At 64.9% G+C, this 25,551-nt stretch carries 30 protein-coding genes and 5 tRNA genes; 20 read left to right on the top strand and 15 right to left on the bottom strand.

Features of this window, described 5'->3' with window-relative positions; genetic code table 11:
- The first annotated feature begins 124 nt into the window (after positions 1–124).
- The gene (locus ACP7BH_RS04930; RefSeq protein WP_425983208.1) at positions 125–2,986 is read left to right on the top strand and encodes a TonB-dependent receptor; all 2,862 of its coding nucleotides are present in this window, start codon (positions 125–127) and stop codon (positions 2,984–2,986) included.
- A gap of 185 nt (positions 2,987–3,171) precedes the next feature.
- Here ACP7BH_RS04930 and ACP7BH_RS04925 read toward each other — a convergent pair.
- The 7 genes from ACP7BH_RS04925 to ACP7BH_RS04895 all read right to left on the bottom strand — a co-directional run bounded on the left by ACP7BH_RS04925 (position 3,172) and on the right by ACP7BH_RS04895 (position 7,508).
- Positions 3,172–3,261: transfer RNA gene (locus ACP7BH_RS04925), tRNA-Ser, on the bottom strand.
- 87 nt (positions 3,262–3,348) lie between these two features.
- Positions 3,349–4,281, bottom strand: coding sequence for an NUDIX hydrolase (locus ACP7BH_RS04920; RefSeq protein ID WP_425983210.1), 933 nt, complete (start codon positions 4,279–4,281; stop codon positions 3,349–3,351).
- A gap of 4 nt (positions 4,282–4,285) precedes the next feature.
- On the bottom strand, positions 4,286–4,927 hold the full coding sequence (locus ACP7BH_RS04915) for a YfbR-like 5'-deoxynucleotidase (protein WP_135195719.1): 642 nt from the start codon (positions 4,925–4,927) through the stop codon (positions 4,286–4,288).
- Positions 4,928–5,042: 115 nt separating this feature from the next.
- The gene (locus ACP7BH_RS04910; RefSeq protein ID WP_425983212.1) at positions 5,043–5,846 is read right to left on the bottom strand and encodes a methyltransferase type 11; all 804 of its coding nucleotides are present in this window, start codon (positions 5,844–5,846) and stop codon (positions 5,043–5,045) included.
- Positions 5,847–5,919: 73 nt separating this feature from the next.
- On the bottom strand, positions 5,920–6,780 hold the full coding sequence (locus ACP7BH_RS04905) for an AAA family ATPase (RefSeq protein ID WP_346495511.1): 861 nt from the start codon (positions 6,778–6,780) through the stop codon (positions 5,920–5,922).
- Between the two features lie 61 nt (positions 6,781–6,841).
- The gene (locus ACP7BH_RS04900) at positions 6,842–7,036 is read right to left on the bottom strand and encodes a hypothetical protein (RefSeq protein ID WP_425983214.1); all 195 of its coding nucleotides are present in this window, start codon (positions 7,034–7,036) and stop codon (positions 6,842–6,844) included.
- Between the two features lie 13 nt (positions 7,037–7,049).
- Entirely contained in the window at positions 7,050–7,508 is a 459-nt protein-coding gene (locus tag ACP7BH_RS04895; RefSeq protein WP_425983216.1) for a hypothetical protein, read from the bottom strand.
- 153 nt (positions 7,509–7,661) lie between these two features.
- Between ACP7BH_RS04895 and flbT the strand changes: the two genes are divergently transcribed.
- Both flbT and flaF read left to right on the top strand, forming a co-directional pair.
- Positions 7,662–8,084 carry a flagellar biosynthesis repressor FlbT gene (gene flbT, locus ACP7BH_RS04890; protein WP_409714753.1) on the top strand — a complete coding sequence of 141 codons (423 nt, stop codon included), beginning with the start codon at positions 7,662–7,664 and terminating at the stop codon, positions 8,082–8,084.
- Entirely contained in the window at positions 8,044–8,409 is a 366-nt protein-coding gene (flaF, locus tag ACP7BH_RS04885; protein WP_409714756.1) for a flagellar biosynthesis regulator FlaF, read from the top strand. Before flbT ends, flaF begins: the two co-directional genes overlap by 41 nt.
- A 251-nt stretch (positions 8,410–8,660) precedes the next feature.
- Here flaF and ACP7BH_RS04880 read toward each other — a convergent pair whose 3' ends face one another.
- The 7 genes from ACP7BH_RS04880 to ACP7BH_RS04850 form a co-directional block, all read right to left on the bottom strand.
- Complete coding sequence (locus tag ACP7BH_RS04880; protein WP_425983218.1) at positions 8,661–9,425, bottom strand: exopolysaccharide biosynthesis protein; 765 nt, start codon at positions 9,423–9,425, stop codon at positions 8,661–8,663.
- Positions 9,426–9,524: 99 nt separating this feature from the next.
- Positions 9,525–9,710 carry a DUF3008 family protein gene (locus ACP7BH_RS04875; RefSeq protein ID WP_135195727.1) on the bottom strand — a complete coding sequence of 62 codons (186 nt, stop codon included), beginning with the start codon at positions 9,708–9,710 and terminating at the stop codon, positions 9,525–9,527.
- Positions 9,711–9,739: 29 nt separating this feature from the next.
- The gene (locus ACP7BH_RS04870; protein ID WP_425983220.1) at positions 9,740–10,909 is read right to left on the bottom strand and encodes an isovaleryl-CoA dehydrogenase; all 1,170 of its coding nucleotides are present in this window, start codon (positions 10,907–10,909) and stop codon (positions 9,740–9,742) included.
- Positions 10,910–10,952: 43 nt separating this feature from the next.
- On the bottom strand, positions 10,953–12,065 hold the full coding sequence (locus ACP7BH_RS04865; RefSeq protein ID WP_425983222.1) for a glycoside hydrolase family protein: 1,113 nt from the start codon (positions 12,063–12,065) through the stop codon (positions 10,953–10,955).
- A gap of 79 nt (positions 12,066–12,144) precedes the next feature.
- Positions 12,145–13,563 (bottom strand): magnesium transporter, encoded by a 1,419-nt coding sequence (mgtE, locus tag ACP7BH_RS04860; RefSeq protein ID WP_409714773.1) that lies wholly within the window; start codon positions 13,561–13,563, stop codon positions 12,145–12,147.
- 62 nt (positions 13,564–13,625) lie between these two features.
- Positions 13,626–13,710 (bottom strand) — tRNA-Leu (locus ACP7BH_RS04855).
- Between the two features lie 87 nt (positions 13,711–13,797).
- Positions 13,798–14,088, bottom strand: coding sequence for a FliM/FliN family flagellar motor switch protein (locus tag ACP7BH_RS04850; protein ID WP_425983224.1), 291 nt, complete (start codon positions 14,086–14,088; stop codon positions 13,798–13,800).
- A 27-nt stretch (positions 14,089–14,115) separates the two neighbouring features.
- On the opposite strand from ACP7BH_RS04850, the gene lipB reads away from it, so the two are divergent.
- The 4 genes from lipB (at position 14,116) to ACP7BH_RS04830 (ending at position 17,650) form a co-directional block, all read left to right on the top strand.
- The gene (gene lipB / locus ACP7BH_RS04845; RefSeq protein WP_425983226.1) at positions 14,116–14,832 is read left to right on the top strand and encodes a lipoyl(octanoyl) transferase LipB; all 717 of its coding nucleotides are present in this window, start codon (positions 14,116–14,118) and stop codon (positions 14,830–14,832) included.
- Between the two features lie 127 nt (positions 14,833–14,959).
- Positions 14,960–16,444: a hypothetical protein gene (locus ACP7BH_RS04840; protein ID WP_425983228.1), complete on the top strand. Its 1,485-nt coding sequence runs from the start codon at positions 14,960–14,962 to the stop codon at positions 16,442–16,444.
- A 75-nt stretch (positions 16,445–16,519) separates the two neighbouring features.
- Complete coding sequence (msrB, locus tag ACP7BH_RS04835) at positions 16,520–17,014, top strand: peptide-methionine (R)-S-oxide reductase MsrB (RefSeq protein ID WP_425983230.1); 495 nt, start codon at positions 16,520–16,522, stop codon at positions 17,012–17,014.
- A gap of 48 nt (positions 17,015–17,062) precedes the next feature.
- Positions 17,063–17,650, top strand: coding sequence for a hypothetical protein (locus tag ACP7BH_RS04830; protein ID WP_425983232.1), 588 nt, complete (start codon positions 17,063–17,065; stop codon positions 17,648–17,650).
- A 67-nt stretch (positions 17,651–17,717) separates the two neighbouring features.
- Here ACP7BH_RS04830 and ACP7BH_RS04825 read toward each other — a convergent pair.
- Positions 17,718–17,792: transfer RNA gene (locus tag ACP7BH_RS04825), tRNA-Thr, on the bottom strand.
- Positions 17,793–17,902: 110 nt separating this feature from the next.
- Between ACP7BH_RS04825 and ACP7BH_RS04820 the strand changes: the two genes are divergently transcribed.
- The 13 genes from ACP7BH_RS04820 (at position 17,903) to ACP7BH_RS04760 (ending at position 25,525) form a co-directional block, all read left to right on the top strand.
- On the top strand, positions 17,903–18,100 hold the full coding sequence (locus ACP7BH_RS04820; RefSeq protein ID WP_425983234.1) for a hypothetical protein: 198 nt from the start codon (positions 17,903–17,905) through the stop codon (positions 18,098–18,100).
- A 116-nt stretch (positions 18,101–18,216) separates the two neighbouring features.
- Positions 18,217–19,506: a UDP-N-acetylglucosamine 1-carboxyvinyltransferase gene (gene murA / locus ACP7BH_RS04815; RefSeq protein WP_425983235.1), complete on the top strand. Its 1,290-nt coding sequence runs from the start codon at positions 18,217–18,219 to the stop codon at positions 19,504–19,506.
- Positions 19,496–19,996, top strand: a complete 501-nt coding sequence (locus ACP7BH_RS04810; RefSeq protein ID WP_425983236.1) for a DUF2948 family protein — start codon at positions 19,496–19,498, stop codon at positions 19,994–19,996. The genes murA and ACP7BH_RS04810 overlap by 11 nt, the downstream gene beginning before the upstream one ends.
- Positions 19,993–20,460, top strand: coding sequence for a UPF0262 family protein (locus ACP7BH_RS04805; protein ID WP_425983237.1), 468 nt, complete (start codon positions 19,993–19,995; stop codon positions 20,458–20,460). The genes ACP7BH_RS04810 and ACP7BH_RS04805 overlap by 4 nt, the downstream gene beginning before the upstream one ends.
- A gap of 103 nt (positions 20,461–20,563) precedes the next feature.
- Entirely contained in the window at positions 20,564–20,782 is a 219-nt protein-coding gene (gene infA, locus ACP7BH_RS04800; RefSeq protein WP_008261544.1) for a translation initiation factor IF-1, read from the top strand.
- The gene (locus ACP7BH_RS04795; protein WP_425983238.1) at positions 20,783–21,364 is read left to right on the top strand and encodes a Maf family protein; all 582 of its coding nucleotides are present in this window, start codon (positions 20,783–20,785) and stop codon (positions 21,362–21,364) included.
- A complete protein-coding gene (locus ACP7BH_RS04790) occupies positions 21,361–22,395 on the top strand; it encodes a ribonuclease E/G (RefSeq protein WP_425983240.1) in 1,035 nt (344 codons plus the stop codon). The genes ACP7BH_RS04795 and ACP7BH_RS04790 overlap by 4 nt, the downstream gene beginning before the upstream one ends.
- Before the next feature lie 3 nt (positions 22,396–22,398).
- Positions 22,399–22,563, top strand: coding sequence for a DNA gyrase inhibitor YacG (locus ACP7BH_RS04785; protein ID WP_425983242.1), 165 nt, complete (start codon positions 22,399–22,401; stop codon positions 22,561–22,563).
- 63 nt (positions 22,564–22,626) lie between these two features.
- A tRNA-Phe gene (locus ACP7BH_RS04780) sits at positions 22,627–22,702 on the top strand.
- 533 nt (positions 22,703–23,235) lie between these two features.
- Positions 23,236–24,123 (top strand): MotA/TolQ/ExbB proton channel family protein, encoded by an 888-nt coding sequence (locus ACP7BH_RS04775; RefSeq protein WP_346495468.1) that lies wholly within the window; start codon positions 23,236–23,238, stop codon positions 24,121–24,123.
- Positions 24,124–24,128: 5 nt separating this feature from the next.
- The gene (locus tag ACP7BH_RS04770) at positions 24,129–24,563 is read left to right on the top strand and encodes an ExbD/TolR family protein (RefSeq protein ID WP_425983244.1); all 435 of its coding nucleotides are present in this window, start codon (positions 24,129–24,131) and stop codon (positions 24,561–24,563) included.
- A 14-nt stretch (positions 24,564–24,577) separates the two neighbouring features.
- The gene (locus tag ACP7BH_RS04765) at positions 24,578–25,297 is read left to right on the top strand and encodes an energy transducer TonB (protein WP_409714808.1); all 720 of its coding nucleotides are present in this window, start codon (positions 24,578–24,580) and stop codon (positions 25,295–25,297) included.
- A 151-nt stretch (positions 25,298–25,448) separates the two neighbouring features.
- Positions 25,449–25,525, top strand: a tRNA-His gene (locus ACP7BH_RS04760).
- The last annotated feature ends 26 nt before the right edge of the window (positions 25,526–25,551 follow it).

The raw sequence follows: 25,551 nt of genomic DNA, 5'->3' as shown, positions 1-25,551 counted from the left end.
TTATGACACCGGTGGCAGCAGCTTGGCAAACAAGCGTTGACACCGGTGTCGCCCGCCAGCAGCGGGCGGCTGGAACGGGGACATTTCGATCCTCGGCATGCCACACTTGGGAGGAGACAAGAGAATGACCCAACGCCACAAATTTGCGCGCCATGCGCTGGTCGCCACCGCGTCGCTGGGCGCGCTCGCCCTGGCCATGATGGCGCATGAGGCCGCCGCCCAGACGGCCGAGGCCGTTGCGCCTCAACAGGACGACGCGGCCGAAGTTGACGACATCGTCGTCACCGGTTTCCGCGCCAGCTTGCAGAACGCCCTGAACATCAAGCGCCGCGAAGCCGGCGTCGTCGATGCGATTTCCGCCGAAGACATTGCGGACTTCCCAGACACCAACCTGGCCGAATCGATCCAGCGGATCCCCGGCGTTTCCATCGATCGCGATGCGGGCGAGGGGCGTTCGATCACCGTGCGCGGTCTGAGCTCGGAGTTCACCCGCACCCGCATCAACGGCACCGAAGCCCAGTCCTCGACCGGCGCGACCGACTCCTCTGGCGGCGTGAACCGGGGTCGCGGCTTCGATTTTAACGTCTTCGCCTCTGAGCTGTTCAACAACATCACGGTGCGCAAGACCGCCTCGGCAGAGGTTGAGGAAGGCTCGCTGGGCGCCACCGTCGATTTGCAGACCAGCCGGCCGTTCGACAAGGTCGGCTTCCAAGGCGCCGTGTCTGGCCAATACGGTTACAACGACCTGTCGCAAGACTGGAGCCCGCGCTTTGCCGCCTTGGTATCCAACACCTGGGCCGACGATCAGCTCGGCGCCTTGTTCTCCATCGCCTATAGCGAACGCGACAGCCTGGAAGAGGGCTTCAGCTCGGTCCGCTGGGGGCCAGCCAGCGCCGACGGCGGTTTCCAGAACGGCAGCGTCCTTCCCAACGCCGCACGCACCTACCATCCGCGTATTCCGCGCTACGGCAGCCTGGAGCATAGCCAGGAACGTCTGGGCGCGACCCTGTCGTTGCAGGCGCGGCCGGGTAACGGCCCGACGCTCTTCACCTTGGATATGCTGTATTCCAAGCTCGACTCGACCCGTAGCGAGAACTTCCTGCAAGCCTGGTCGCTGAGCCGCGGCGCTGACCAAGGCGGAAAGCCGCAGGTCGATATCGTCAACTTCGAAGTCGATCCCGACACCGGCGAGATGATCTACGCCCAGCTCGACGATATGGACATTCGCAGCGAGCAGCGGTTCGATGAGTTGGAAACCGAGTTCAAGCAGATGACCTTTGGGGTCAAGCATGAGTTCTCGGATCGGCTGCGTTTCGATGGTCTGATCGGTCGCGCCGAATCCAGCTTCGCCAACCCGGTTCAGGTCAGCGCCATCATCGACCGCCAGAACGTCGATGGCTATTCCTACGACTTCCGCCAGAACCGGGATTTGCCTGCGATCAACTGGGGCTTCAACGTTGCGGATCCGACACAGTGGAGCGTGGTCGGGCCGACCGGCGCCCAGCCGCGTTCGGAACTTCGCATCAGCTCCAACTTCCAAGACAACGTCTATACAACGGGCGAAGCCAGCTTCGAGTTTGATCTTAGCAGCTGGCTAACCCTGAAGGCCGGCGTCAGCCGGAAGGAATATGAATCCAGCAGCCGAGCTTTCGCGCGCCCCAACAACGCGAATGGCTCTCCGGCCCTTCCGGCGGGGACGACGATGGCGTCGGTCACGAACTTGCTCGAAGGCTTCGGCCGTAACCTCGACCTGCCTTCGAGTTCCGCGACCTCCTGGGTCCGTCCCGATCTGGCCGCGCTTCAGTCCGTCTGGAACTACAACTGCAACTGCGACACTGGCGTAGCCGGCGGCGACTTCCGTCTGATCGGCCTGAACGGCAATACATCGACCTACGGCAACTGGCGCGATGTGACCGAAACCGATACCGGCGCCTATGTTCAGGCGGACTGGGACACCGAAGTGATGGGGGTTCCGTTCCGAGGCAACGTCGGCGTTCGTCAGGTCAAGACTGAGGTTGATGCCTTGGGCTATTCCAATGTCGGGGGCGTCGCCACGCCGGTGAGGGGGGAGAACGAGTACGACGACACCCTGCCGTCGTTGAACATCTCAATCGAGCCGATGAAGGACCTGATCGTCCGCGTCGGTGCCGCCAAGGTCATGGCGCGGCCGCCAGTCACCAGCCTCGTGCCGGTCTTTACGCTGAGCGCGGTCGGAGCGGCCACCAACACGGCGTCGCTCGGCAATGTGGAATTGGAGCCTTATCGGGCCACGACCTACGATCTGTCGGTCGAGTATTATTTCGCGCCTGAGGCTCTGCTGTCCTTCGCCTATTTCTACAAGGACATTTCGACCTATGTGCAGACGACGACGGAGCCGCTGTCCTACAGCCAACTGACGACGCTAAATCCGGTTGCATTCCCGGCCGGCGCACGCCCCGCAAACGACACCTATCAGTTCAGTACGCCGACCAATACGCCAGGCGGGCCGCTGAAAGGTTTTGAGATCAGCTATCAGCAGACCTTCTCGTTCCTGCCGGGCCTGCTCTCCAGCCTGGGCACTCAACTGAACTACACGCACGTCGAGTCCGAGATCCAATATTGCGTAACAGCCACTTGCGCAGCCTTTGTCACGGCTGACCTGGTGAATCTGTCGCCGAACGCCTGGAATGCGACGCTGTATTACGACGACGGCAAGTTCAACGCCCGCGTCTCCGCCGCCTATCGCGACACCTATTTCCAGAACGTTCCGGGGTCGAACGGTGCGACTGGCCTGATCCCGTATCAGGGCAAGACCGAGACCACGACGATCGATGCTTCGGCCTCCTACAACCTCACCGACAATCTGAGCATTTCGGTCGAGGGTCTGAACCTGACGGATGAGGAAAACCGCCAGAACCACGGCGACATCGGCACCTCGCGTGACAGCACCTACGTCTATCACCACACCGGTCGCCAGGTTTACGTCGGCGCGCGGTATCGCTTCTGATCGGAAGGCCGAGCCGCTGCGGCGGCTCGGCCTTTCAATGATGAATCATTTTGGAAGAGGCGGTCGAAAGGCCGCCTCTTTTTCTTGTGCGCGATAGGCGACAGCGAGCGCGAGTGGTTTCGCGGCGCGCTTTAAACTTCAATGATCTGTGTAATTTGGCAGTTGTCAGCGCCGACGCTGACGGATGGCGGAGAGGGTGGGATTCGAACCCACGGTACCCTTCCAGGCACGCCGCATTTCGAGTGCGGTACATTCGACCACTCTGCCACCTCTCCGCGGCGCCGATATCGCTTGGTCGAGCGAGGGGCTTCTCTAGTCGGAGCCGCAGCGCTTCGCAACCCGTCTGTGAAAGAAATCCGACGCTATCTTTGGGCGGGCAGGGACAGGCCCGGCGCGGCGCCGGTTTGGGCGTCCACGCCCTTGAATCGAAACAGTTCGGCGGGTCGGCCGCCTGTGGTCGAGGAGAGCTGCCCGGTGGGTTCGACCAGGCCCGTTCGCTCCACCCCGCGCCGGAAGTTCTGCTTGTGCAGGCTTAGGCCCGAGACGGCCTCGGCGCCGGCCTGAAGCTGGGACAGGGTGAAGACGCCGGGGGTCAGGTCGAACAGGACAGGGCGGTATTTCAGCTTGCTGCGCAGGCGACCAAGAGCGGTGGCCAGGATGCGTCGGTGATCCGACGTCATGATGCGGCCGGGCATGGGGCGGGGCGAAGGCTGATTGGCGTCGCGCCAAGCCTCGGCGACCAGGCGCGCCTCATACAGCAGCTCGTAGCGCTCCAGCACCCGCTCCTCGTTCCAACGGTGCTCAGGCGTCAGCGCGAACAGGGCGCGGGCGCGGGCTAAGCGGTGTTCGTCGCCGGCGGCCCAGGTGAGCAGGCCGTCGGCCAGAGCGGCGTCGTGGTCGCCGCGTCGGTCTTCCCAGGGGAAGAAGTCGAAGACGGCGTCCCAACGGGCGTCGTGCGTCTGGCCCTCTGCGGCGTCGGGCGTCAGGGCCAGATAGCCGACGGAGACCTCGCGGTGACGGCCGGGCCCGGGTGTCGCGCGGGGCGAGGCGCGGCCCGCGTCGCCGAAGGTGTAGAGCTGTTCGACGAAGCCGAGGCGGAACCCAGTCTGGGCCGTCACGAAGTCGCGCAGGGCGCGCTCGAACGTGCGGTCGCGCAAGGGGTCGAACGGACCGAAGGGCAGGGCGCGCGCGCCGTCCTCGGCCGGGGTGGTCAGGACGACGGCCTGGCGGGCCTTCAGCGTCATGACCACCGCCGACAGACCGATGCGAACGCCGTCCTCCGCCCCTTGCGTCATGGTTCTATTCCGTGTGCCAGGCGTCGTCGGCGGGGATCAGGCCGACCGCGCCAGCGAGGACGCGGTAGCGTTCCAGATAGCGGGCCTGGGCGACGGGCGCGGGCTGAGGCTCGATGGTCAGGCTGTAGCCCTCGGGCGGACTGCCGAAGAAGCCCAGCGATTCCTTTTCGGTGAAGCCGGCCAGTTGCGTCGCTTCGAAGAAGGCGCAGGCCTTGTCGGCCTTCTTGATCAGGGTCTTGATCGTCTGCGGCGTCTTGGGCGGCAGGCCGTATCGCAGGTGGATGGCGGCCTCCAGTCGGGCCTCGAAGTCCTTGTAGCCTGAACCCAGGGCCGCCTTGAACGGCGAGATCATGTCGCCGATGACGTATTCCGACGCGTCATGGAGCAGGGCGGCCAGGCGCCATTTCGGATCCAGGCCCGGCTTGATGTGGGCCGCGATCTCTTCGACGACGCACGAGTGCTGGGCGACCGAGAAGGCGTGTTCGCCGATGGTCTGGCCGTTCCAGCGGGCGACGCGGGCTAGGCCATGGGCGATGTCCTCGATCTCGATGTCGAAGGGCGAGGGATCGAGCAGGTCCAGACGACGGCCTGACAGCATGCGCTGCCATGCGCGCGGTGCGTTCTTCTTGGGTGTGCGCTCGGCCAAAGGGCGTGTCCTGATCGCTTGTCGGGGGGTCAGGTGACCCAAAGACGCGCCGGGATCAAGCCGCATGGGCCCATCCATGCTGATGGACGGGGAAAAGGGGCCCTTTCGACGGGCGTCAGCGGCCGACGTTCAGCGCGACCAGATCCTTGGCGTCGTCGAAGATGCGGCCGTTCTCGCGATCCTTGGACCGGACCACGGCGACCACGATAGGGCCGCCACTGGGGCCTCTAGCCTCGAACCCGACCTGGCGCCATCCGGCGTTGCTGGGCTGATCGTCGGCCAGGATGTAGGTCATGCGGGTGGCGGCGCCCGGCGCACGGGTGCGCACGCGTGTGGACTTGTCATTGGTGTCGATGCTGACGCTGGAGGTTTCCGTGCGGATGTTCTGTCCATCCTTGGACTGGATGTTGATGCCGCCGATACGGACGCTGGCGTTATCGCCCTGGGTCTCGATTTTCAGCCCGGGAAGATTGACCGAGGCGTCGTCGCCACGCGCCCGGATATCCACGCCGGGCGCCTGGACCGAGGCGGTCTCGGTCGGCTCTGTCGTCGATGGCGCGGGCGAGGCGTCGCCGGCGCCGGGAGCCAGACGCGCCACAGTGTGGGGCAGGTCGGTGCTGACCCGCGTCTCGAAATCGCGCAGCACGTCATCGACGGAACGTCCGTCCAGCTTGACCAGATGCAGCACCACGTCGGCGCCCTTTGGTCCGCCATAGACGCAGCTCGTGCCGCCGGCCGCGATCAGACCCTTGCGGGTCAGAACGCCGACACTGTCGGGGCATTGCAGGGCGTCGATGACCTTCAGGACGCCCGCGCCTTGATCGTCGCCGGACGAGGTGGTGGTGATCCGCACCGAGTTGTCGCCGTCGCAGGCGGTCAAGCTGGCGCTGAGGGCTAGATAAAGCAGGACGTGACGCATGGTCGAACCTCTCGTGGCCTCCATACTGCGCGCTGCTGCCGTCCAATCCAGTGAAATCGCGGTAATCACGCGATCAGCCGCCGGGGCGCGAGCCTTCGCGGCGGTTCAGGAAGGCCAGGCGTTCGAACAGATGCACGTCCTGCTCGTTCTTCAGCAGGGCGCCGTGCAGCGGCGGGATCAGCTTGTTTGGCGTCTTTTCGCGCAGGGTCTCGGCGTCGATGTCCTCGACCAGCAACAGCTTCAACCAGTCCAGCAGTTCGGATGTCGATGGCTTCTTCTTCAGGCCCGGGGTGTCGCGGATTTCGTAGAAGGTCTTCAGCGCCTCGGACACCAGGCGGGGCTTGATGCCGGGGAAGTGGACATCGACGATGGCCGACAGGGTTTCGGGATCGGGGAAGCGGATGAAATGGAAGAAGCAGCGACGCAGGAAGGCGTCGGGCAGTTCTTTTTCGTTGTTGGAGGTGATGATGACGATCGGGCGGACCTCGGCGCGGATCGTCTCGTCGGTCTCTTGGACGTAGAACTCCATGCGATCGAGTTCCTGCAACAGGTCGTTGGGAAACTCGATGTCGGCCTTGTCGATCTCGTCGATCAGAAGGACGGGGCGGGCAGGGGCGGTGAAGGCCTCCCACAGCTTGCCCTTCTTCAGATAGTTGCGGACGTCATGAACGCGCGCCTCGCCCAACTGGCTGTCGCGCAGACGGCTGACGGCGTCATATTCATAGAGGCCGCTGTGGGCCTTGGTCGTGGATTTGACGTGCCAGGTGATCAGCGGCGCGTCGAACGCCTTGGCGATCTCATAGGCCAGCACGGTCTTGCCGGTGCCGGGTTCGCCCTTGATCAGCAGCGGGCGTTCCAACGCCACAGCGGCATTGACCGCCACCTTCAGATCGCCGGTGGCGATGTATCGATCAGTGCCTTCGAACCGGCTCATGAAAAACCCACTCCGTGTCTCCACGAAATGGGTAGCGGATCGTTATCCGCATGAACAGTGATCAGGTGATGCGTTTGGCCGAGACAGGATCGCTGGCGGGGAAGGTCTCTTCCAAGCCTTCATCGACGAGGGCCTCCTGGCGGCTTTCGCTCTTTTCGATCTTGTCCAACTGATCGGGCATACCGTCTTCGGACGGGCTGCGCTTGGCGTGAGGGGTGTCGGACGAGGCGTCTTGGCGTGCCTTGTTATCGGTCATGTCGATGTCTCCCTTATCGAGCCGGCCCTGATGTAGCCGGAGTGTCTTGTTCGCCGTCCGGGCCGTAGCCCAGATCAGAGATGTCGTCGTCAGAGAGGCGTTTGGCCTCCCAATGGGCGGCGCTGGCCTGGGCACCGCGCTCATTTTCCATCAAGCCGGAATAGACGAGTTCGATTTCGTTGGGCGCTGATTGGGGCTCGCCGTCGGCGTCGGACTGGCTGCGGGTTTCGCCGTCCACGCCCAGCAGGGCGTCGGCCTCGCGCTCGATCCCGTCCAAAGCCAACTGATCGTCGAGATCGACCTCGGCGTCCTCGTCGAACTCCTCTTCGTCGGCGTCACCGTCGGCTTGCGTCACGTCCAATACCTGATCGGCTTCGTCGAGCAGGAACTCACCGTCGCCTTCGTCGTCCAGATGGGTCTCGTCGAAAGTTTCCGACTGTTCCTGATCATCCTGATAATCGTTGTCCGGCATTGTCGTCTCCTCTTCGAGAAACCAACGCAGCGGCGACGATACGCGTTCCAGCGGGGCCGGTTCACAAGAGATGGTTAACTGATGGCGGGCTAAGGTTCGATTCAACGCCTGTCGGATACGACCGGCTCGGTTCCATCTGGAGTTCGGTCCTCAATGGCCTTGAAGCTGTCGCTGAAACCCGGCGAAAAGTTCGTCCTGAATGGCGCTGTGGTCCAGAATGGCGACCGACGGGGCGTACTGATCCTTCAAAACCGCGCCAGTGTCCTGCGCGAGAAGGACATTATGCAGGCCGAGGACGTCATCACGCCTGCCCGACGCATCTACTTCCCCATCATGATGATGTATCTGGAAGAGAGTTCTGCGGCGAAGTTTTACGACGAATTGGCGCTGCGGATCACAGAGTTCATGGGCGCGACGCAGAACCCGGCCATCCTGGCGGAATGCGTCTCGGCCTCGCGTCACGTGCTGGCGCGAGAATACTACAAGGCCCTGATGTCGGCTCGTAAGATTGTCGAATACGAAGAGAGAGTGCTGAATGTCGCTTCAGGCCTACACAGCGGCGACAGCGAGAGCTGAGAGCCCGCGCGACCTGGAGTACCGTCTTTTCGGTCAGGTCACACGCGCGCTGGTTCATGCCTCGACCGTCGATCCCTCCGACCTTGCCACGCGCATCGATGCGCTGGACTGGAACCGGCGCCTGTGGTCGACGCTGGCCGGCGATTGCAGCGATCCCGCCAACGCCCTGGGGGCGCCCATGCGTGCGCAGATCATTTCCCTGAGCCTGTTCATCAATCGCCACTCCTCGGCGGTGATGCGGGGGGAAGAGACGTTTCAGGACCTGATCGACATCAATCGAATGATCATGCAGGGCCTTTCGGGCGGGGCGTCGCCCACGCAATAGATCGACGCGGTCACGATAACGCGAAGCCTCTTGGCGCAAGGCGTTGAGGCAGCTTATGTTTCATCTCCCTGTTCAACAGTCGAAAGGAGGTGATCCAGTGTCTCATTGTCATCAATCGCGAGCGGCGACCGCGACCCTGGTCCTCGGAGAGGGCCTGGTCTGAGCCTTTCAGACTGAGTTGCAGTCGGGCCGTTCGCGGTCAGACAGTGGAGGGCCGTCGAGGAAAACTCGGCGGCCCTTTTCCTTGGCGGTCAGTGTAACAAGCGAGCGAACCAACCGGCGACGTGTTCGCCGACCTCGACCACCGTCGCCCAGATCAGAAACAGGTACAGGGCGCTCGCTGCTGTCGCCAGCATGCCCAGCAGGATCGCCACCCCGTCGCGCTGCATCATGCCCAGGGCGAACAGGACGAGGGCGATGCCGGGCAGGGCGTCTCCAAATGGGATGGGCAGGGCCATGATCAGCGCCAGCACGACGCAGACCAGGCCGGTAAAGGTGTCGGCGACATCGCCGGTCAGCAGGGGCAGGCGCGGGCGGGTCAGCCTTTCGATGGCGCGGACCAGTTTCAGGACGCTGGCGCCCTTTGGCCGCCGACGCACGGCCCGCCGGATGCCGTCGGCGAACATGTAGCGGCGTTGCGCGATTCGAACTCTGGACGACAGGACCCAGCGGCGCAGCCAGGCCGGGGCGGCGAAGGGCGTGGCGATCAGAGCGTTGTAGGCGCTTCGCGAAACCGAGGCCTTCAACATCCAGCGCGGCAGCCAGACGGTTTGTCTCTGGAACGCCAGTTCCAGCGACATCAGGATGATCGGCACGGCGAAGACCGCCTTGCCGCCAGGAGGCCAAGGCAGGAGCGCCAGCAGCGACAGAATCAGTATCATCGCCCCGAAGCCGCGCTCGCCGAAGGACGCGACCAGTTCGGCCATGGTCAGCTTGGGTTCTGGGGCGTGGCCGAGATCTTCGAGGACGTCGGAAAACCGCCGCAGGTCGTCGTTCGGAGGCGGTTGGGCGGGCATCAGGCAGGGCGCTCGGCTAGGGATTGCGCCCATCTAGGCGGTCGGCGCTTGGATCGCCACTTACAGAACGGAAAGGCGATCAGATAATTCGCCTATGTCTCAGTCCTGCACATGCTCCGGCTTGTCCTTACGCTTGGTGGCGGCGAGCTCTTCGAGTTGGGTCTCGGTCATGGACGCGGCCATGGATTTGGACGCGCCCTTCAGCTTCGACTTCGGCGTCTCGCCGCGCTTGGCCGACAGGGCGGCGCCGGCGGCCTTTTGCTGGGCTGCGGATTTGGCGGGCATCGGCTGTCTCCTTGTGCGGAGACAAACCATCAGCTTCCCAGCAGTTCCCGGCCGATCAGGAAGCGACGGATTTCGTTGGTGCCGGCGCCGATGTCATACAGCTTGGCGTCGCGGACCAGGCGCTCGACCGGCCATTCCTTGGTGTAGCCGGCGCCGCCCAGGGCCTGGACAGCCTCAAGGCTGACCTTCACGGCGTTTTCCGAGGCCAGCAAAATGGCGCCGGCCGCATCGTAGCGGGTGGTCTTGCCCTGATCGCAGGCGCGAGCGACGGCATAGACATAGGCGCGGGCGCTGTTCAGGGCGACGTACATGTCCGCTATTTTGGCCTGCATTAGCTGGAAGGAGCCGATGGGCTTGCCGAACTGCTTGCGGTCGCGAACGTAAGGCAGGACCACGTCCAGCGCGGCCTGCATGATGCCCAGGGGGCCGGCGGCCAGGACCGCGCGCTCATAGTCCAGACCGCTCATCAGCACGCCGGCGCCGCCGCCCAGCGGACCCATGATGTTTTCCTCGGGCACTTCGCAGTCCTCGAACACCAGTTCGGCGGTGTCCGACCCGCGCATGCCCATCTTGTCCAGCTTCTTGGAGACGCTGAACCCCTTCATGCCCTTTTCGATCAGGAAGGCGGTGCAACCCTTCGAGCCAGCCTCGGGATCGGTCTTGGCGTAGACGACCAGGGTGTCGGCGTGGGGGGCGTTGGTGATCCAGAACTTGGTGCCGTTCAGGACGTAGCGGTCGCCCTTCTTGTCGGCGCGGGTGCGCATCGACATGACGTCGGAACCGGACCCGGCCTCCGACATGGCCAGAGAGCCGACGTGTTCGCCGCTGATGAGTTTGGGCAGATACTTCTGCTTCTGCTCGGGCGTGCCCCAGCGACGGATCTGATTGACGCAAAGGTTTGAGTGCGCCCCGTAGGCCAGGCCGATCGAGGCCGAGGCGCGCGACACTTCTTCCATCGCCACGACGTGTTCGAGATAGCCCAGGCCCAGGCCGCCGTACTCTTCCTCGACCGTGATTCCGTGCAGGCCCAGTTCGCCCATTTCGGGCCAAAGCTCGCGCTTGAACGCGTTCTTCTCGTCGATCTCGGCCGCCAGAGGGGCCAGGCGATCAGCGGCCCAGCGGGCGGTCGTGTCGCGGATGGCGTCGGCGTTTTCGCCAAGGCCGAATTCCATGGATTGGGGCGCGAAGGGAATGCTCATGCGCTGAGGCGTAGCATTGCGCACGGCCTTTCGCCAAGCGCTGTCAGGTGCGGTCAGCCCGTCCCCAGCGACGATAGAGATTGTAGCCCGACACCCCGACGCAGGCGACGGCGATCAGAGCCAGCACCCAGGCGACGGTGGCCGTGTCGCTGCTGTTCGACACCGACGCGCGGCGAAAGGCCGCCATGGCGACGCCCAAGGACAGCATGCCCAGACCGCCCATGATCAGGAAGGTGGCCGTCTCGCCCCAACCGGGGCGTTTCGCGGCCCGAGCGCGGGCGACGACTTCGCGCGTGCTCGGCGGCTGTTCGACGGGTGTCGCGTCCGGTTCGGAGGTCGGCTCGACTTCGGCATCGACGGGTGCAACGGCCTCCGGTTCCGAAAGGCCCGGCGCGGTCAGGACGACGCTGGCTTTCTCGGCGCTGGTGAACTCTGCCTTCGAGGCGGCGAGGGGCTCGGCTTCTAGCTGCGCCTGCAGGTCATTGGCGGCGACGGGACCGACGGCTGTAGCGGGATAGATGGAATGGGGCTGAGGCGCAGCCGGCGCGGCGGTCTCGTCGTGCGCGGGGAAGGGAGCGACGGCTTCGTCCAGCGCGCCCTCGACGGCGGCAAGGGTCGGGTGTGGCGTCTCGAATGGAGACGGCAGGGGGGCAGCCAGCAGATCGGCCAGGGTCACGGGCGCGCCGGGCGCGGCGTTGAACAGCGCATGCTCGGCCGAGCGTCGGCGCGTCGGCTTTTCGGCGGCGGCGTCATCCGCCCATTCGGACAGGGCCAAGGCGGCCTGGCGAGCGGCGCCGGCGTTCAACTGCTCGACCACGTCGGACGACGCGAACCGATCCGCGCCGATGGAGAAGGCGAAACTGGCCAGGGCGTCGAACTGGTGCTGGTTCAGGGTCACGCGAACATGATCGGCCACAGCCTTCACGACAGGGATCAGGTCATATTGCATCAGCAGTTCGGCGTCCTGTTCGGACACCGTGGCGCCCTCGCGGGCCGAATGAGTGTGGCCGTAACCGATCACCCATCGGCCGTCGCTGCGCTGCATGGCGCGAGGACGGAAGCCTTCGAAGCTCTTGATCAGCAGGACGCCCTCGCGGGACACCTTGCTGGGTTTGGGGCCGGGTTTGGGCCCGGGCTTGGGGAGGACGTCAGACACAGTTGACCCAATTGGAAACAGGCGCGCGGCGCTCGCACGATCATTAGCAAGGCCCGCGCCGGATCGGCGTGGATGATGTCTAGAGCAGCACCAGTGTGGCCAGACCAAGGAAGATCAAGAAACCGAAGAAGTCGGTGGTCGCCGTGACGAACACGGCGGACGACACGGCAGGGTCGAACTTCAGCTTGGAAAGGGTCAGGGGCGTCAGGACGCCGATGCTGGCGGCGATCAGCAGGTTCAGGATCATGGCGGCGCCGATCACCAGACCGATCTTCCAGTCTTCGTCGCGGAACCAGAAACCGGCCGCGATGCCGATCAGGGGCGCCAGAATCATTCCGTTGGCGAGGCCCACCGCCATCTCGCGCCAGAAGGTGCGAGGGGCGTTCGAGCTGTTCAGTTCGCGCGTCGCCAGCGCACGCACGGTCACGGTCAGAGCCTGGGTGCCGGCGTTGCCGCCGATGGCGGACACGATCGGCATCAGCACGGCGAGGGCGACGATCTGCTGAATCGTGCCTTCGAACAGGCCGATGACGCTGGCGCCCAGGGCCGCTGTCGCCAGATTGATCGCCAGCCACGGCACGCGACCGCGCACGATCTCGGACACGGACGAGCCGCGGTCCTCGTCGGACACGCCGGCCAGACGCAGGATGTCCTCGCGGTTCTCTTCCTGAATGATGTTGACGATGTCATCGACGGTGATCTGGCCGACCAGCCGCCCGCCGGCGTCAACAACCGGCGCAGAGATCAGGTGGTATTTCTCGAAGATATAGGCGACCTCTTCCTGGTCCTGACCGACGGCGATCACGTTGATCGGCTCCATCAGGTCGGACAGGGCGATGCTGCGCGCGGCGCGTAACAGTCCGCTGATCGGCACGCCGCCGACCGGCCTGTTCAACGGATCGACCACATAGATGTCGAAGAACAGCTCGGGCAGGTCGTCGCCCTGCTTGCGTATGTGGTCGATGGTGTCGCCCACGCTCCAGAACTGGGGCGCGGCCATCACCTCGCGCTGCATCAGGCGACCGGCGGACTCCTCGTCATAGCCCAGGCTGTTCTCGATCGCGGCGCGATCGACTTCGGGCATGGCGGCCAGAACCCGCTCGCGTTGATCGTCCTCCAGATCCTCGACCACGGCGGCGGCGTCGTCGGAGTCCAGTTCCTGAAGCGCCACGGCCAAGGTGCCGTGCGGCACGCGCTCCAGCACCTCCTCGCGGATGTTGTCGTCCAGCTCGGGCAGGGTCTCGGCCAGCAGTTCCGGCGGCAACCACAGCACCACGACGGCGCGGTGTTCCGCCGTCAGGAAGCCCATCAGGTCGGCGACGTCGGCCGGGTGCAGGTCTTCCAGCAGTGACCGCAGTCGCACCCCATCGCCGTCGTCGGCGGCGTCCACGACTTTCTCGACGAATTGAGGGGTGAGGACATAGTCCTCGTCCAGAGCGGCGTGGTCTTCGTTATCGGGCGCTTCGGCTGGAGCGAAGGCGGAGTCCGTGGTGTTCACGTGGTCGCCTCCCTTGGTATGTCCAGCCGTAGTTAGCCGATGAATCGCCCTGTTTAGCCAGATGGTGCGGTCGAGAAGACTCGAACTTCCACGGGTTGCCCCACAGCGACCTCAACGCTGCGCGTCTACCAATTCCGCCACGACCGCTCGCATCGGAGCGGCGGCGAATAGACGAAGCCGCCGGAAAAGGAAAGGGCGAATTGAACGGTTCGTGGAGAGCGGCGAATGCGAGCCTCAGGCGGACCCGGCCATGAAGTCATAGACGTCGGCCTGGCGGGTGACGGTGATGGCGATTCGGTCGTCGCGGATCTCGATCTCGCCCCGCGCCACGGGGTAGTTGTTGGCCAGAATCCAGACCTCGTCGCCCTCTGCGGCGTCCAGGGGGATCACCGCGCCACGGCCCATGCGCAGCAGTTGCGACATCGGCAGCACTGATCGACCCAGAACCACGGAGATTTCGACGTCGACGGCGTTGATTTGGGTCACGTAAAGCTCTCGATCACTGAAAGGCCGTCTCTTGCGCAAACGCCTCGTCGATCACATTGAAGCGTCATGCTTGCTGAGCCGTTAAGCCCGTCCCTTCAGAAACTGCGTCTCGACGACGGGCGGCCCGTCGAATGGGCCGTGTCGAGGGGCTATGTCGATTACGCCGCCGCCGAAGCCTTCATGGAGGCGCGCGTCGCCGCCATCGCGGCGGGCAAGGCGCAGGAGATGGTGTGGTTGCTGGAACATCCGCCGCTCTACACCGCCGGGGTCTCGGCCAAGGACGAGGACCTGCTGGATGCGGGCCGTTTCCCGGTGCACCGGACGGGACGGGGCGGGCAGTTCACCTACCACGGTCCCGGCCAGCGGGTGGCCTATGTGATGCTGGACCTGAACCGGCGCGGCAAGGACGTGCGGTGTTTCGTTCGCGGGCTGGAACTGTGGCTGATCGGCGCGCTGGACCAGTTCGGCATCGAGGCGGATATCCGAGCTGGGCGTGTGGGTGTCTGGGTCGAGCGCAAGGGGCCGGGCTGGTCGCGCGAGGACAAGATCGCGGCCATCGGCGTCAAGGTCCGCAAATGGGTCAGCTTCCACGGCATCAGCCTGAACGTCGAGCCGGACCTGGACCATTTCGGCGGCATCGTGCCGTGCGGCATTCAGGACCACGGCGTCACCAGCCTGGTCGATCTGGGCGTGCTGGCGACCATGGACGAGGCGGACGAGGCGTTGCGACGCAGCTTCGATCGGATATTCGGCGCGGCGGCCGAGGCTGTGGCGCCGCTCTGAGCGCGCCGCATCGCCGCAGGTGGTGTGACAATCGGGCGAAATCCTGACCTGCGGGGTTGGCAAGCGCGTGACGCATGAGGTTTAACCATCGCCACGAGCTTGAAATAGAAGGCCGCAGGAAACCTCCATGAACCGCATGATCGCCGCCGCATCGGCCGCCGTTCTGTCGCTGACCGTCGCCGCCGGCGCCGCAGTCGCACAGGATTTTCGCGCCCTGGCGCAACAGGACCTTCAGGCCGCGCATGACGCCCTGGCCGCCAACCACCCCGCCGCCGTCATCCCCGGCGCGCCCAGCGAAGCCTTCCGCACCTGGATCGACGCCGGTCTGGCCGACGCGCAAGGCAAGGTCGGCCGCGTCAACAGCGGCGACAGCCACGCCTATCTGATGCGTTACTACGCCAACGGTTTCCGCGATTCGAACATCGCGATCCGCCCGACCTACGAGGGCCTCGGTCCGTTCTTCGCGACCAGTTGGCCGGGCGTGACCACGGCCTGGCGCAACGGCGAATATGTCGTCTCCTATGTGAAGCCGGGCGTGCGCAACGTGCCGCCAGTCGGGGCGACCCTGGTCAAATGCGGCGACAAAACCGCCGCCCAACTGGCCGAAGAGCGGCTGGACCGTTGGGAAGGCGATCTGACGACCGAGGCCGGTCGCGTCCGCACCGCCCCCTATCTGCTGTGGAACCGCAACAACCCCTTCACCGGCGGCGTGCCGTCGCTGTGCACCTTCAAGGTCGGTCGTCGCGATCGTGACTTCCAGATGCAGCCCCAGCCGGCCGACGCCGCCAGCCTGGAGGCCGCCTACCGCGCCACCATCTATATGCCCGGCGCCAATCCGCTGTCGGTCGAGACGGTCGACGGCCGTCCCTGGATCCACGTCCACACCCTGGCCGACGACGCCGGATGGGACGCCTTCTTCGCCGCCGTCGAGGCCCAACTGCCCGCTATTCGCGGCGCCCAAGGCCTGGTCATCGATCTGCGCGGCGCGAACGGCGCATCGCTGAACGCGACGGGCAAGGGCTATGGCCTGGCCAACCGCATCTGGACGCCGGAGTTCACCGTCAGCCGCCAGCCTGAGGCCGGCTCGATCACCTATCGCGCCACGACAGCCAACCGTCAGTGGTTCGCCGACACCCTGGCGCGGATGCAGGCCGATCCGCGCTTCGTCGCCGAATCCGGTCCGGTGATCGAACAGACTCAAGCCATCGTCGCAGCCTTCGATTCGGCGCTCGCCGCCAATCAGCCGACCTTCACCATGCCGGGCCGTCCATCCGTGGCGGATACGGGCGCGGCCAACCTGGTCGCCGGTCAGGTGGTGGTCCTGGTCGACAGCGGCTGCACCAGCGGCTGCCTGGATACGCTGGACCTGCTGACGCGCCTGCCGAACGTGCGCCTGGCCGGTTCGGTCACAGCCGAGGATTCGATCTTCATCGAGCCCACGGTCCTGCGCCTGCCGTCGAACTATGCCGAGCTGACCTATGGTCACAAGGCCTGGACGACGCGTCAGCGCGGCAACGACGCACCGTTCACCCCGGCGCAGGGCCTGGCCTACACGGGCTCGGCGACCGACGAGACCGCCGTGCGCGCCTGGGTCGGCACGCTGTTCCAGTAAGAAATCGCTGTATCTGGCGGAACAGGGGGCGGGCAGGGGGTGGAACCCCGGCCCGCCCCTTCCCATTTGCAGATCATGACCGATCTCGCCCCAACACACGAAAGCCTGCGTTCGCCGTCGGGCTTCGACCTGACTCCGCCGAACGATGAGGAACGCGCCCGTCTGGAGGCCGACCTGAGCCCCGAGGAGAAACGCGTCCTGCTGTCGCACGGCACTGAGGCGCCCTTCTGCGGCACTTTGCTGGGCGAGAAGCGGGCAGGGGTCTTCTGTTGCCGCGAATGCGGCCTGCCGCTGTTCAGGAGCGGAACCAAGTTCGAGAGCGGCACCGGCTGGCCCAGCTTCACTCAGCCGGTGGACGAGCGCCACGTTCACGAGATTCGCGACACCAGCTACGGCATGATCCGCATCGAGACCCAGTGCGCCCGTTGCGGCAGTCACCAGGGTCACGTCTTCCCCGACGGCCCGCCGCCGACTGGAAATCGCTATTGCATTAACTCGGTCGCGCTCAGTTTCGTCGCCGAAGGTGAGGCTCTGCCCGACCCGCTTCGGCGGGGCGACGGCGCCGCCTGACCTTGGCCTCAATCGCTGTGCTAGGATGATTTCGAACGGAGGCGGCCCATGCTGATTGCAGGTTTCTTGGCGAGTGCGGCCCTTGTCGCGGCGGGCGGTGACCCCGACGGTGTCGTCACGACCGCGCCGTCCAACGCCCCGACCCTGGCCCAGGCCATGGCCGTCGCGCCTCAGGAATCGGTGACCGCTCCGACGGCCCAGGACGCTGCTCCGCACGGCCTGACGACCGAACAGCAGATCCAGAACTGGATCAGCTCGCGCACGCCGGGCGCCAGCTTCGACGAAGCCGCCGAGACCGGTCCGCCGGCCGAGCGCAAAATGCACGGCATGGTCGAGGCTGGAATCGGCACAGGCGGCTATCGCAGCTATGGCGCCGCCGTCTCCCTGCCTGTCGGCGAGAATGGTCGCCTGGACCTGGCCTATCGCGAGGGGCGCAACGAGCCCTGGGGCTATGGTTACGGCGGTTACGGCCTGCGTGGACCGGGCTTCTACTCGCCCTACGGCGGCGGCTGGCGCGGTCGGGGCTATGGCGCGGACACCACCACCAAGTCGATGTCCATGGGCTTCAGTTGGAGCAAGGACGGCGATGCAGACGACCGCGATCCGTATCGCCGTGGGCAGTACGGCTACGACTGACGGCCTCAAGGCCCGCCCCGAAAACTCAAAAAGGCCCGGCGAAAGCCGGGCCTTTTCAGTTCTCAGATGGTGCCGCCGGGGGGAATCGAACCCACGACCTCAGCCTTACCAAGGATGCGCTCTACCACTGAGCTACGGCGGCCCCGACTGAGGAAGCGGCCGTATAGCCAAACCCTTCCGGGGAGGGAAGCGCCTTTTTGATCCTCCGAAAGAAAGTTTGGACATGGCCCGTTATCACGGCATCATCCGGCCATGACTCATCCTCCGCATGACGCCGATACGCCTGCCGCCGCCACTGCGGCGACGCCGCCCGTCGAATCGGGGCCGGAATTCGAGATTGCGCGGGCCAAGGCCGAGAAGGCGATCCGTCTGGCTTCGGCGCTTCGCGCCAACCTGCGCCGCCGCAAGGCCCCGGCGCGGACGCCGGCTGCGCCGCGCGACAGCAACTGACGCCTCGCAACTGAAAGTCATCGGCTCGCGACCTCGCAGCCCTTTGGCAAGCGCCCAACCGCTTGCTAGAGAACCATCCCCCCGAGGCGTTTCCTTCGGGCGCGCTTAAGGACGTTATGGACAGTATCGCCATTCAGGGCGGCGCCCAGCTTTTCGGGGATATTCCCGTCAGCGGCGCCAAGAACTCCGCCATCAAGCTGATGGCCGCCTCGATCCTGACGGATCAGCCGTTGCTGCTGACCAATATGCCGCGTCTGGCGGACACCCGGTTCCTGGGCCAGCTGCTGCGCCAGTTCGGCATCGAAGTGACCGAGCGCGACGGCGCGGACGGGCAGGAGAGCCTGTTTCATGCGGCCGAGTTGACCTCAACCTTCGCCCCCTATGATCTGGTTCGCCAGATGCGGGCTTCGTTCAATGTGCTGGGGCCGCTGCTGGCCCGCACAGGCGAGGCCAAGGTCTCGCTGCCCGGCGGCTGCACAATCGGCGCGCGTCCGGTGGATCTGCACCTTCAGGCGCTGACGGCGCTGGGCGCCGAGATCGAGCTGGACGAGGGCTATGTCACTGCTCGCGCGCCCAAAGGGCTGCGAGGGGCCGAGATCGAGTTTCCGTTCGTTTCGGTTGGGGCGACTGAACACGCCCTACTGGCCGCCGTTCTGGCGCAGGGGACGACCGTGCTGCGCCGCGCGGCGCGCGAACCCGAGATCGGCGATCTGGCCCACTGTCTGACGGCCATGGGCGCCAAGATCGAGGGCATCGACACCGACGTCCTGACCATCACCGGCGTCTCGTCGCTGAACGGGACGACCTGGTCAGTGATTCCCGACCGGATCGAGATGGGCTCCTATGCCGTCGCCGCCGCCATGGCGGGCGGCGAGGTGCGCCTGACCAAGGCGCGGGCCGAGCTGATCGGCTCGCTGACCGACAAGATGATCGAGGCTGGGGTCGAAGTATCGCCCACCGCCGACGGCGTGCTGATCAAGCGTGATCCGAAGCAGCGGCTTAAGGCCGTGGACATCGAGACGGCCATCTATCCCGGCTTCGCCACCGACCTGCAGGCCCAGTTCATGGCCCTGATGACGACGGCCGAGGGCGTCAGCACGGTGCGCGAGACCATTTTCGAGAACCGCTTCATGCACGTGCCGGAACTGGCGCGGCTGGGGGCGGACATCTCGGTCCACGCCGGCGAGGCCCACGTCAACGGTGTCGAGGCGCTGCATGGCGCCCAGGTCATGGCGACCGATCTGCGGGCTTCCATGTGCCTGGTCATCGCGGGCCTGGTCGCCGAAGGTGAGACGACGGTCGGACGCGTCTATCATCTGGATCGCGGCTTCGAGCGTTTGGAAGAAAAGCTCGGCGCGTGCGGCGCGGACATTCGACGCATAAAAGGAACAGGTGATGAGCACTGAGATCGACGGCGTCATCTCCGAAGCCAAGGCGCCGGTCGAGCCGCTGCGCCTGCTGGCCGAGGATGCCGACGATCTTCAGATCATTTCCGCAGCGCTGCAGGACGCCATCCTGCGGCCGGTCGATATCGTGTGGGAGAAGAGTGCGCGCACCCTGACTATTGCCTTCAGCCGCTTCTGCTGGGAATGCGGCGGGACGCGGGTGATGTGCGCCATGCAGTTCGGCGACGTGCTGGCGGTCAAGAGCCGTCGCCTGTCGCGTAGCCCAGACGCCTCGCTGGAATTGCTGGCGCTTGATTTCATCCCGACGGATGCGCCCGGCGGCAAGGTCATTCTGATGTTCGCCGGCGGCGGGGATTTGCGGGTCGACGTCGAATGCCTGGACGCCGTGGTCACCGACATTTCAGAGCGGTGGCCCGCGCGGGTCGCGCCGACCCACCTCGACGGTCCGGATCTGGACGCCCCCAAACGCGATGAAGGGAGTGCGGCATGAGCGGTCCTCACAAGCTGGCCTCTGTCGAACTGGATGCGCTCACCTTGCCGGCCGCGACGGCCGAGATCGAGCACGAGCGCCGGGTCGCCATCTTCGATCTGGTCGAAAAGAACAGCTTCGAGCCCGTGGGCGCCGAGAGTGGGCCCTATAAGCTCAAGCTGTCTTTGCAGGACAACCGACTGGTGTTCGACATCGACGGCGAGAACTTCAGCCGTACCTACGCCATCAGCCTCACGCCGCTGAAGGGCGTGATCAAAGACTATCTGTTGATCTGCGACAGCTATTACGAGGCCCTGCGCGGCTCGTCCCCCATCCAGATCGAATCGGTCGACATGGGCCGTCGTGGCCTGCACAACGAGGGGGCAGACCAGTTGAAGACACGACTGGACGGCAAGATCGTCGTCGATCATGAAACGGCGCGGCGGCTGTTTACGTTACTGTGTGCGCTCTACCGTCGCGGCTGACCTCGACTATCTCTGCGTTTTCGGGCATTAGGCCCCTCCATTCCGCCCCTCGCGCCCGCCCGGCGTGGGGTCGAACGCATTTTAATCGGGCGTGAGAGGCCGCATGGCTAAGGAAGAACTACTTGAGTTTCCCGGCACCGTCAGCGAACTGCTGCCGAACGCCACCTTCCGCGTGACGCTTGAGAACGACCACGAGATCATCGCCCACACGGCGGGCAAGATGCGCAAGAACCGCATCCGCGTGCTGGCCGGCGACAAGGTCCTGGTCGAAATGACCCCCTACGACCTGACCAAGGGTCGCATCACCTATCGCTTCAAGTAAGTGAGCGCGGGTCGTCCCGAACTGGTGCTGGCTTCGGCCAGTCCGCGCCGCATCGAACTGCTGGCGCAGGTCGGGATTACGCCCGACCATATCGATCCCGCCGACATCGACGAGACGCCTCTGAAGGGCGAGACGCCGTCGCGTCTCGCCGAACGTCTGGCGACCTCCAAGGCCCAGGTGGTAGCGGCACGGCGCCCCGACGCCGTGGTTATCGCCGCCGATACGGTCGTGTCGGTCGGTCGTCGCTTCCTGGAGAAGGCGGCGGACGAGGCGGAGGCGATCCGTTTCCTGAAACTGCTGTCCGGCCGCAATCACCGCGTCTTCACCGGCGTGGCGGTGGTGCGCGACGGCAAGCTGTCGTCGCGGGTCAATGAGACGCGCGTGACCTTCAAGCCGCTTTCGGACCACGAGATCGCGACCTATGTCGCCACAGGCGACTGGCGCGGCAAGGCAGGCGGCTATGGCATCCAGGGGCCGGCCGGAGCCTTCGTCCAGCGAATTGTCGGCAGCCATCCGTCGGTGATGGGGTTGCCGGTTTATGAGGCCGTCCAGCTGTTGAACGGCGTCGGCTGGCGCGCATGAGCGGCGCGGTCGAGGTCTTCCTCGACGAGACGCCCGGCGAGACGCGCGGCGCGGTCATGCGCGACGGGCGCTACACCCATCTTCTGATCCATCGTGACGACGACGCGGCCCAGACGCGGCTCGGCGCACGGTCAATCGGGCGGGTGACCGAGGTGAATCAGGGCTTGCGCGGCGCCTTCGTCGATATCGGTGCGGCTGCCGCTGCCTTCCTGCCCTTCCCCCGGAACGATAAATTGAGCCAGGGCGAACGATTGGAAGTCGTCGTCACCGCTGAGCCTCGGGCCGGCAAGGGCGCTGTGGTTCGCTGTCTAGGGTCGGGGGAGGGGACACCTCGCCTGCTTCAGGCCGCGCCCAGCGTCGCCGAACAGTTGCGCGAACTCGCGCCAGGCGAGGAATCAATCGTCGGACTCGCCGCCATCGACGCGGTCATAGAGGCTGAAGAAGAGGCCCTGGCCCGGTCCTGCGTCTTCGGGTCGCACGGAATCGACTTGGCTATTGAACGCACCCGCGCCCTGGTGGCCGTGGACATCGATTTCGCTTCTATACCCGGTCGTGATCCGAAACAGGCGAGGGCGGTCGCGAATCGTGAGGGGCTAAGACAGGCGGCGCGGCTGATCGGGCTTCGGAACTGGGCCGGTCTGGTCGTCATCGACCTGGTCGGGGATGGTCAGGACGCCGAGGCGCAGGCCAAGAGCGCCAGGGCCGCCTTCGCCCATGAACCGCAAGCCGTCTTCGGACCCATCAGTCGATTCGGCCTGTTGCAGGTGTCGCTGCCTTGGCGACGCACGCCGATTGAGGAGGTATTGTTCGACGCCAGTGGACGCCCCTCGGTCCAGACCCGCGCCCTATCGCTGGTGCGATCTCTGCGGCGTCAGCTCTTGTCCGACACACTATCTCCGCGCATCACCGCACGCTGCGCGCCCGAGGAAGCCGCTATTGCGGGCCCACTGGCGGCGCGACTGGGGCCGCGGGGCCATGTGCAGGCCGATGTCGCCGTCCCCGTCGGACGCGCTCGAATAGAAGAGAGTTGAGCCATGGCGACCTGCCCCATCTGCCTCAAGGCCGACGCCGATCCGAAATACAAACCATTCTGCTCGCGCCGCTGTTCCGAGGTCGATCTGCAGCGCTGGTTCACCGGCGGCTACGCCATTCCGGCCGCCCTGGACGAGGGCGCCGAAGATGATGGCGAAAAGGACTGATTGGGCGCTGGACAGGCGGAAAAGCCTCCCCTATAGACCCGCCTCTCGCGACGCCGCGTCGGCGCCTGGATAGCTCAGCTGGTAGAGCAGCGGATTGAAAATCCGCGTGTCGGTGGTTCGAACCCGCCTCCAGGCACCATCACTTATCTCACATCACAACGTCATACGTTTGCGGCATCATCCATTGCCGGGACGCCTTGCGTCGTAGGGTCAACGTGCGGGTGATGGAGGGAATGGTCTTTGTTTCGACCATTCAGGGAAGTTTCCCTCATGAGAGGCCGGTTTCCGGCAATCCTGCTCTAAATGATGCTGGATCATCATGAAAACGTCGCGTCTCTACGTTTTAATGTGGGGTTGGGTGGAACTTTTCTCCATGTCTCTCGACGGGTTAAAAGCCGCTCTTGTCCCTTGACGCTCCGGTAAGGGTTCGTCAAAGGGTTGAGACGCCTTCCCAAGGAGGCGTTAATACGGATTACAGGAGACGCGCTCTCCGAAGGTTCGATCATCAGAGGCTGGGCGGGCGACCGGACAGTCTCTACCGAAGATTTCAGCGGGCTCGGATCCTCGATAGGACGGGGCGCGTTGAAGGAAACATTTCAGGTTGGGGGGCGGTCGCTGACTATGGCCGCACCTTTGGTTCCACGAGTCAGACCAAGCAGGAACTGGCGAATTATGCTGAACAGCAAAAAGACGAACATCCTTCTCGCCATGGCGGGCGCCGCCGCGCTGATGGCGAGCTCGCCGGTCCTGGCTCAGGCCCCGGCCGAGCCGACCCCGGCTGCCGCACCTGCGGCGACCCCGACGGCAATGGCTCCGGCCGCCGACGCGGCCAACCCCGAAAGCATGAACGAAGCCGTTGGCGGCGGTCACGGCGGCGACATCACGCCGATCTCCATGTTCATGGAAGCTACGGTCGTCGTTAAGGTCGTCATGGCCGGCCTGATGCTGGCCTCCATCCTCTCGTGGACCCTTCTGCTCATCAAGCTGTTCGAGTTCGGCGCTCTGAACCGCAAGACGGACAACTTCCTCGAAAGCTTCCGCGGCGCCCGCACCATCGCTGACATGCGCGCCGTCTCGACCCAGGAAGAGTTCGACGGCAACCCGCTGGCCGACATGGCCGCCGCAGCCACCGAGGAAGTCGAGCTGTCGCGTCAGGCCGGTCTGTCCGTCACGGGCGATCACCTCGACTCGGCTCTGGGCCGCGCTGCCGCCGCCGTCACCGCCGTTCAATCCGGTCTGGCCCTGCGCCTGTCGGGCGGACAGCAGTTCCTGGCTTCGGTCGGTTCGATCGGTCCGTTCGTCGGTTTGTTCGGCACCGTTTACGGCATCATGAACTCCTTCATCGGCATCGCTCAGTCCAACACGACCAACCTGGCCGTCGTTGCTCCGGGTATCGCCGAGGCCCTGCTGGCCACCGGTATCGGTCTGTTCGCCGCTATCCCGGCCGTTGTGTTCTACAACTACTTCAACACGCGGATCGCCGCATACGGCACCCGCGCCGACGGCTTCGCTGCTGAGCTGCTGAACGGCATCTCGCGTCAGCTCGACAAGGGAGCATAAGACGGATGGCCGCCAAGATTAAATCGGGCGGCGGCGGCAACCAGGTCGAGGCCAACAGCGACATCAACGTCACGCCTTTCGTTGATATCATGTTGGTCTTGCTCATCATCTTCATGGTCGCGGCTCCGCTTGCTTCCGTGTCGGTGCCGGTAGAGTTGCCAATCGCCGTCGCCAAGGCGGCCCCGAACCCGCCCAAGCCGGTCTATATTTCGATCCAGAATGACGGCGACGTCTATGTGGGCGACTTCAGGACCGACGTCGGATCTCTGGGTGACGATCTGAAAGAACAGATCGGCGCGCGGAACCCGGCGGATGAGCGGATCTTCATTCGGGGCGACCAGAACACCCGTTACGGCGACTTCATGCAGGTCATGAATGCGCTCCAGGATAACGGCTTCTATAGTGTTGCACTGGTCGGCGAAGACCAGGCGACGAATTAGGGTGCGGAGATAGAATGACAGACGTCGAATATCATCGCAGTCGTTACGACGTACCGAAGGCCAAGGGCTTCATGGGGGTGTCCTACCCCGTGCTGATCGTCTGCCTGCTGGTCGTCACCATCCTGTTCGCTCTGCTGATCTTCTTCTTGCAACAGTCGAAGTTCAAGCTGAAGGAGTTCAACTACGTCGACGAGTCCGTCGAGGTCGAGTTGGTCGAGCCGGTTCCGCCGCCTCCGCCGCCTCCGCCCCCGCCGCCTCCGCCGACGGATACGCCTCCGCCGCCAAAGCTTCAGGTGCGCGTTCCGGCCCCGGTTCCCAACGTCATGCCGCCTCCGCCGGTGAACATCACGCCGACGAAGAAGGAAGACCGCGTCGAATATACGGGTCCGCCCGTCAATATTCCTGGACCGCCGCCTCCGCCCGCCCCTCCGGCTCCGCCGCGCCCGTCGACGATCACCAACGTTCAGTGGTCGCGTCAGCCGCGTCCTACTGCTGACGACTTCCCGGCGCGTGCGCTGGAGCGGGAAATCAGCGGTTCGGCTACGGTCGAGTGCACTGCGCGCTCGAACGGCGCACCGGCGAACTGCCGCGTGATCTCGGAAGAGCCCGCCGGCATGGGCTTCGGCCGCGCCGCCATTCGGGTGGTTCAGCGTGGACAACTGTCCCCGCGGACCGTCGATGGTGCGGCTCAAGACGCCACGTTCCGCGTCCGGGTGCCCTTCACCCTCGGGTGATCGCCACGGCAATAGACAAGACGCCCCGGAGAGCAATCTCCGGGGCGTTGTTCGTTTGTGCAGTCTGCGTCTGAAATCTCTCGCGAAATGTCACGAAGTCGCTTGATCGCTTCCCGCAGGCCCGGTAGAGAACGCGCCTCGCGATGCGCGGGCCGCCTTAGCTCAGTTGGTTAGAGCGCCGGTTTGTGGAACCGGAGGTCCTCAGTTCAAGCCTGAGAGGCGGTACCATCGCAAAGCGCGGCCGGGCTTGAAGC

Origin of the sequence: Brevundimonas sp. TWP2-1 (genome assembly GCF_049897645.1) — a bacterium.
GTDB lineage: Bacteria > Pseudomonadota > Alphaproteobacteria > Caulobacterales > Caulobacteraceae > Brevundimonas.
The sequence above is the reverse complement of the archived record's forward strand: the minus strand, read 5'-3'. Positions and strand labels throughout refer to the sequence as shown.

Coding starts and splice junctions, on each gene's coding strand:
- ACP7BH_RS04930 (WP_425983208.1), top strand. CDS start 125: ATGACCCAACGCCACAAATTTGCGCGCCATGCGCTGGTCGCCACCGCG.
- ACP7BH_RS04920 (WP_425983210.1), bottom strand. CDS start 4,281: ATGACGCAAGGGGCGGAGGACGGCGTTCGCATCGGTCTGTCGGCGGTG.
- ACP7BH_RS04910 (WP_425983212.1), bottom strand. CDS start 5,846: ATGCGTCACGTCCTGCTTTATCTAGCCCTCAGCGCCAGCTTGACCGCC.
- ACP7BH_RS04905 (WP_346495511.1), bottom strand. CDS start 6,780: ATGAGCCGGTTCGAAGGCACTGATCGATACATCGCCACCGGCGATCTG.
- ACP7BH_RS04900 (WP_425983214.1), bottom strand. CDS start 7,036: ATGACCGATAACAAGGCACGCCAAGACGCCTCGTCCGACACCCCTCAC.
- ACP7BH_RS04895 (WP_425983216.1), bottom strand. CDS start 7,508: ATGCCGGACAACGATTATCAGGATGATCAGGAACAGTCGGAAACTTTC.
- flbT (WP_409714753.1), top strand. CDS start 7,662: ATGGCCTTGAAGCTGTCGCTGAAACCCGGCGAAAAGTTCGTCCTGAAT.
- flaF (WP_409714756.1), top strand. CDS start 8,044: ATGTCGCTTCAGGCCTACACAGCGGCGACAGCGAGAGCTGAGAGCCCG.
- ACP7BH_RS04880 (WP_425983218.1), bottom strand. CDS start 9,425: ATGCCCGCCCAACCGCCTCCGAACGACGACCTGCGGCGGTTTTCCGAC.
- ACP7BH_RS04875 (WP_135195727.1), bottom strand. CDS start 9,710: ATGCCCGCCAAATCCGCAGCCCAGCAAAAGGCCGCCGGCGCCGCCCTG.
- ACP7BH_RS04870 (WP_425983220.1), bottom strand. CDS start 10,909: ATGAGCATTCCCTTCGCGCCCCAATCCATGGAATTCGGCCTTGGCGAA.
- lipB (WP_425983226.1), top strand. CDS start 14,116: ATGCTTGCTGAGCCGTTAAGCCCGTCCCTTCAGAAACTGCGTCTCGAC.
- ACP7BH_RS04840 (WP_425983228.1), top strand. CDS start 14,960: ATGAACCGCATGATCGCCGCCGCATCGGCCGCCGTTCTGTCGCTGACC.
- msrB (WP_425983230.1), top strand. CDS start 16,520: ATGACCGATCTCGCCCCAACACACGAAAGCCTGCGTTCGCCGTCGGGC.
- ACP7BH_RS04830 (WP_425983232.1), top strand. CDS start 17,063: ATGCTGATTGCAGGTTTCTTGGCGAGTGCGGCCCTTGTCGCGGCGGGC.
- ACP7BH_RS04820 (WP_425983234.1), top strand. CDS start 17,903: ATGACTCATCCTCCGCATGACGCCGATACGCCTGCCGCCGCCACTGCG.
- murA (WP_425983235.1), top strand. CDS start 18,217: ATGGACAGTATCGCCATTCAGGGCGGCGCCCAGCTTTTCGGGGATATT.
- ACP7BH_RS04810 (WP_425983236.1), top strand. CDS start 19,496: ATGAGCACTGAGATCGACGGCGTCATCTCCGAAGCCAAGGCGCCGGTC.
- ACP7BH_RS04805 (WP_425983237.1), top strand. CDS start 19,993: ATGAGCGGTCCTCACAAGCTGGCCTCTGTCGAACTGGATGCGCTCACC.
- infA (WP_008261544.1), top strand. CDS start 20,564: ATGGCTAAGGAAGAACTACTTGAGTTTCCCGGCACCGTCAGCGAACTG.
- ACP7BH_RS04790 (WP_425983240.1), top strand. CDS start 21,361: ATGAGCGGCGCGGTCGAGGTCTTCCTCGACGAGACGCCCGGCGAGACG.
- ACP7BH_RS04785 (WP_425983242.1), top strand. CDS start 22,399: ATGGCGACCTGCCCCATCTGCCTCAAGGCCGACGCCGATCCGAAATAC.
- ACP7BH_RS04775 (WP_346495468.1), top strand. CDS start 23,236: ATGCTGAACAGCAAAAAGACGAACATCCTTCTCGCCATGGCGGGCGCC.
- ACP7BH_RS04770 (WP_425983244.1), top strand. CDS start 24,129: ATGGCCGCCAAGATTAAATCGGGCGGCGGCGGCAACCAGGTCGAGGCC.
- ACP7BH_RS04765 (WP_409714808.1), top strand. CDS start 24,578: ATGACAGACGTCGAATATCATCGCAGTCGTTACGACGTACCGAAGGCC.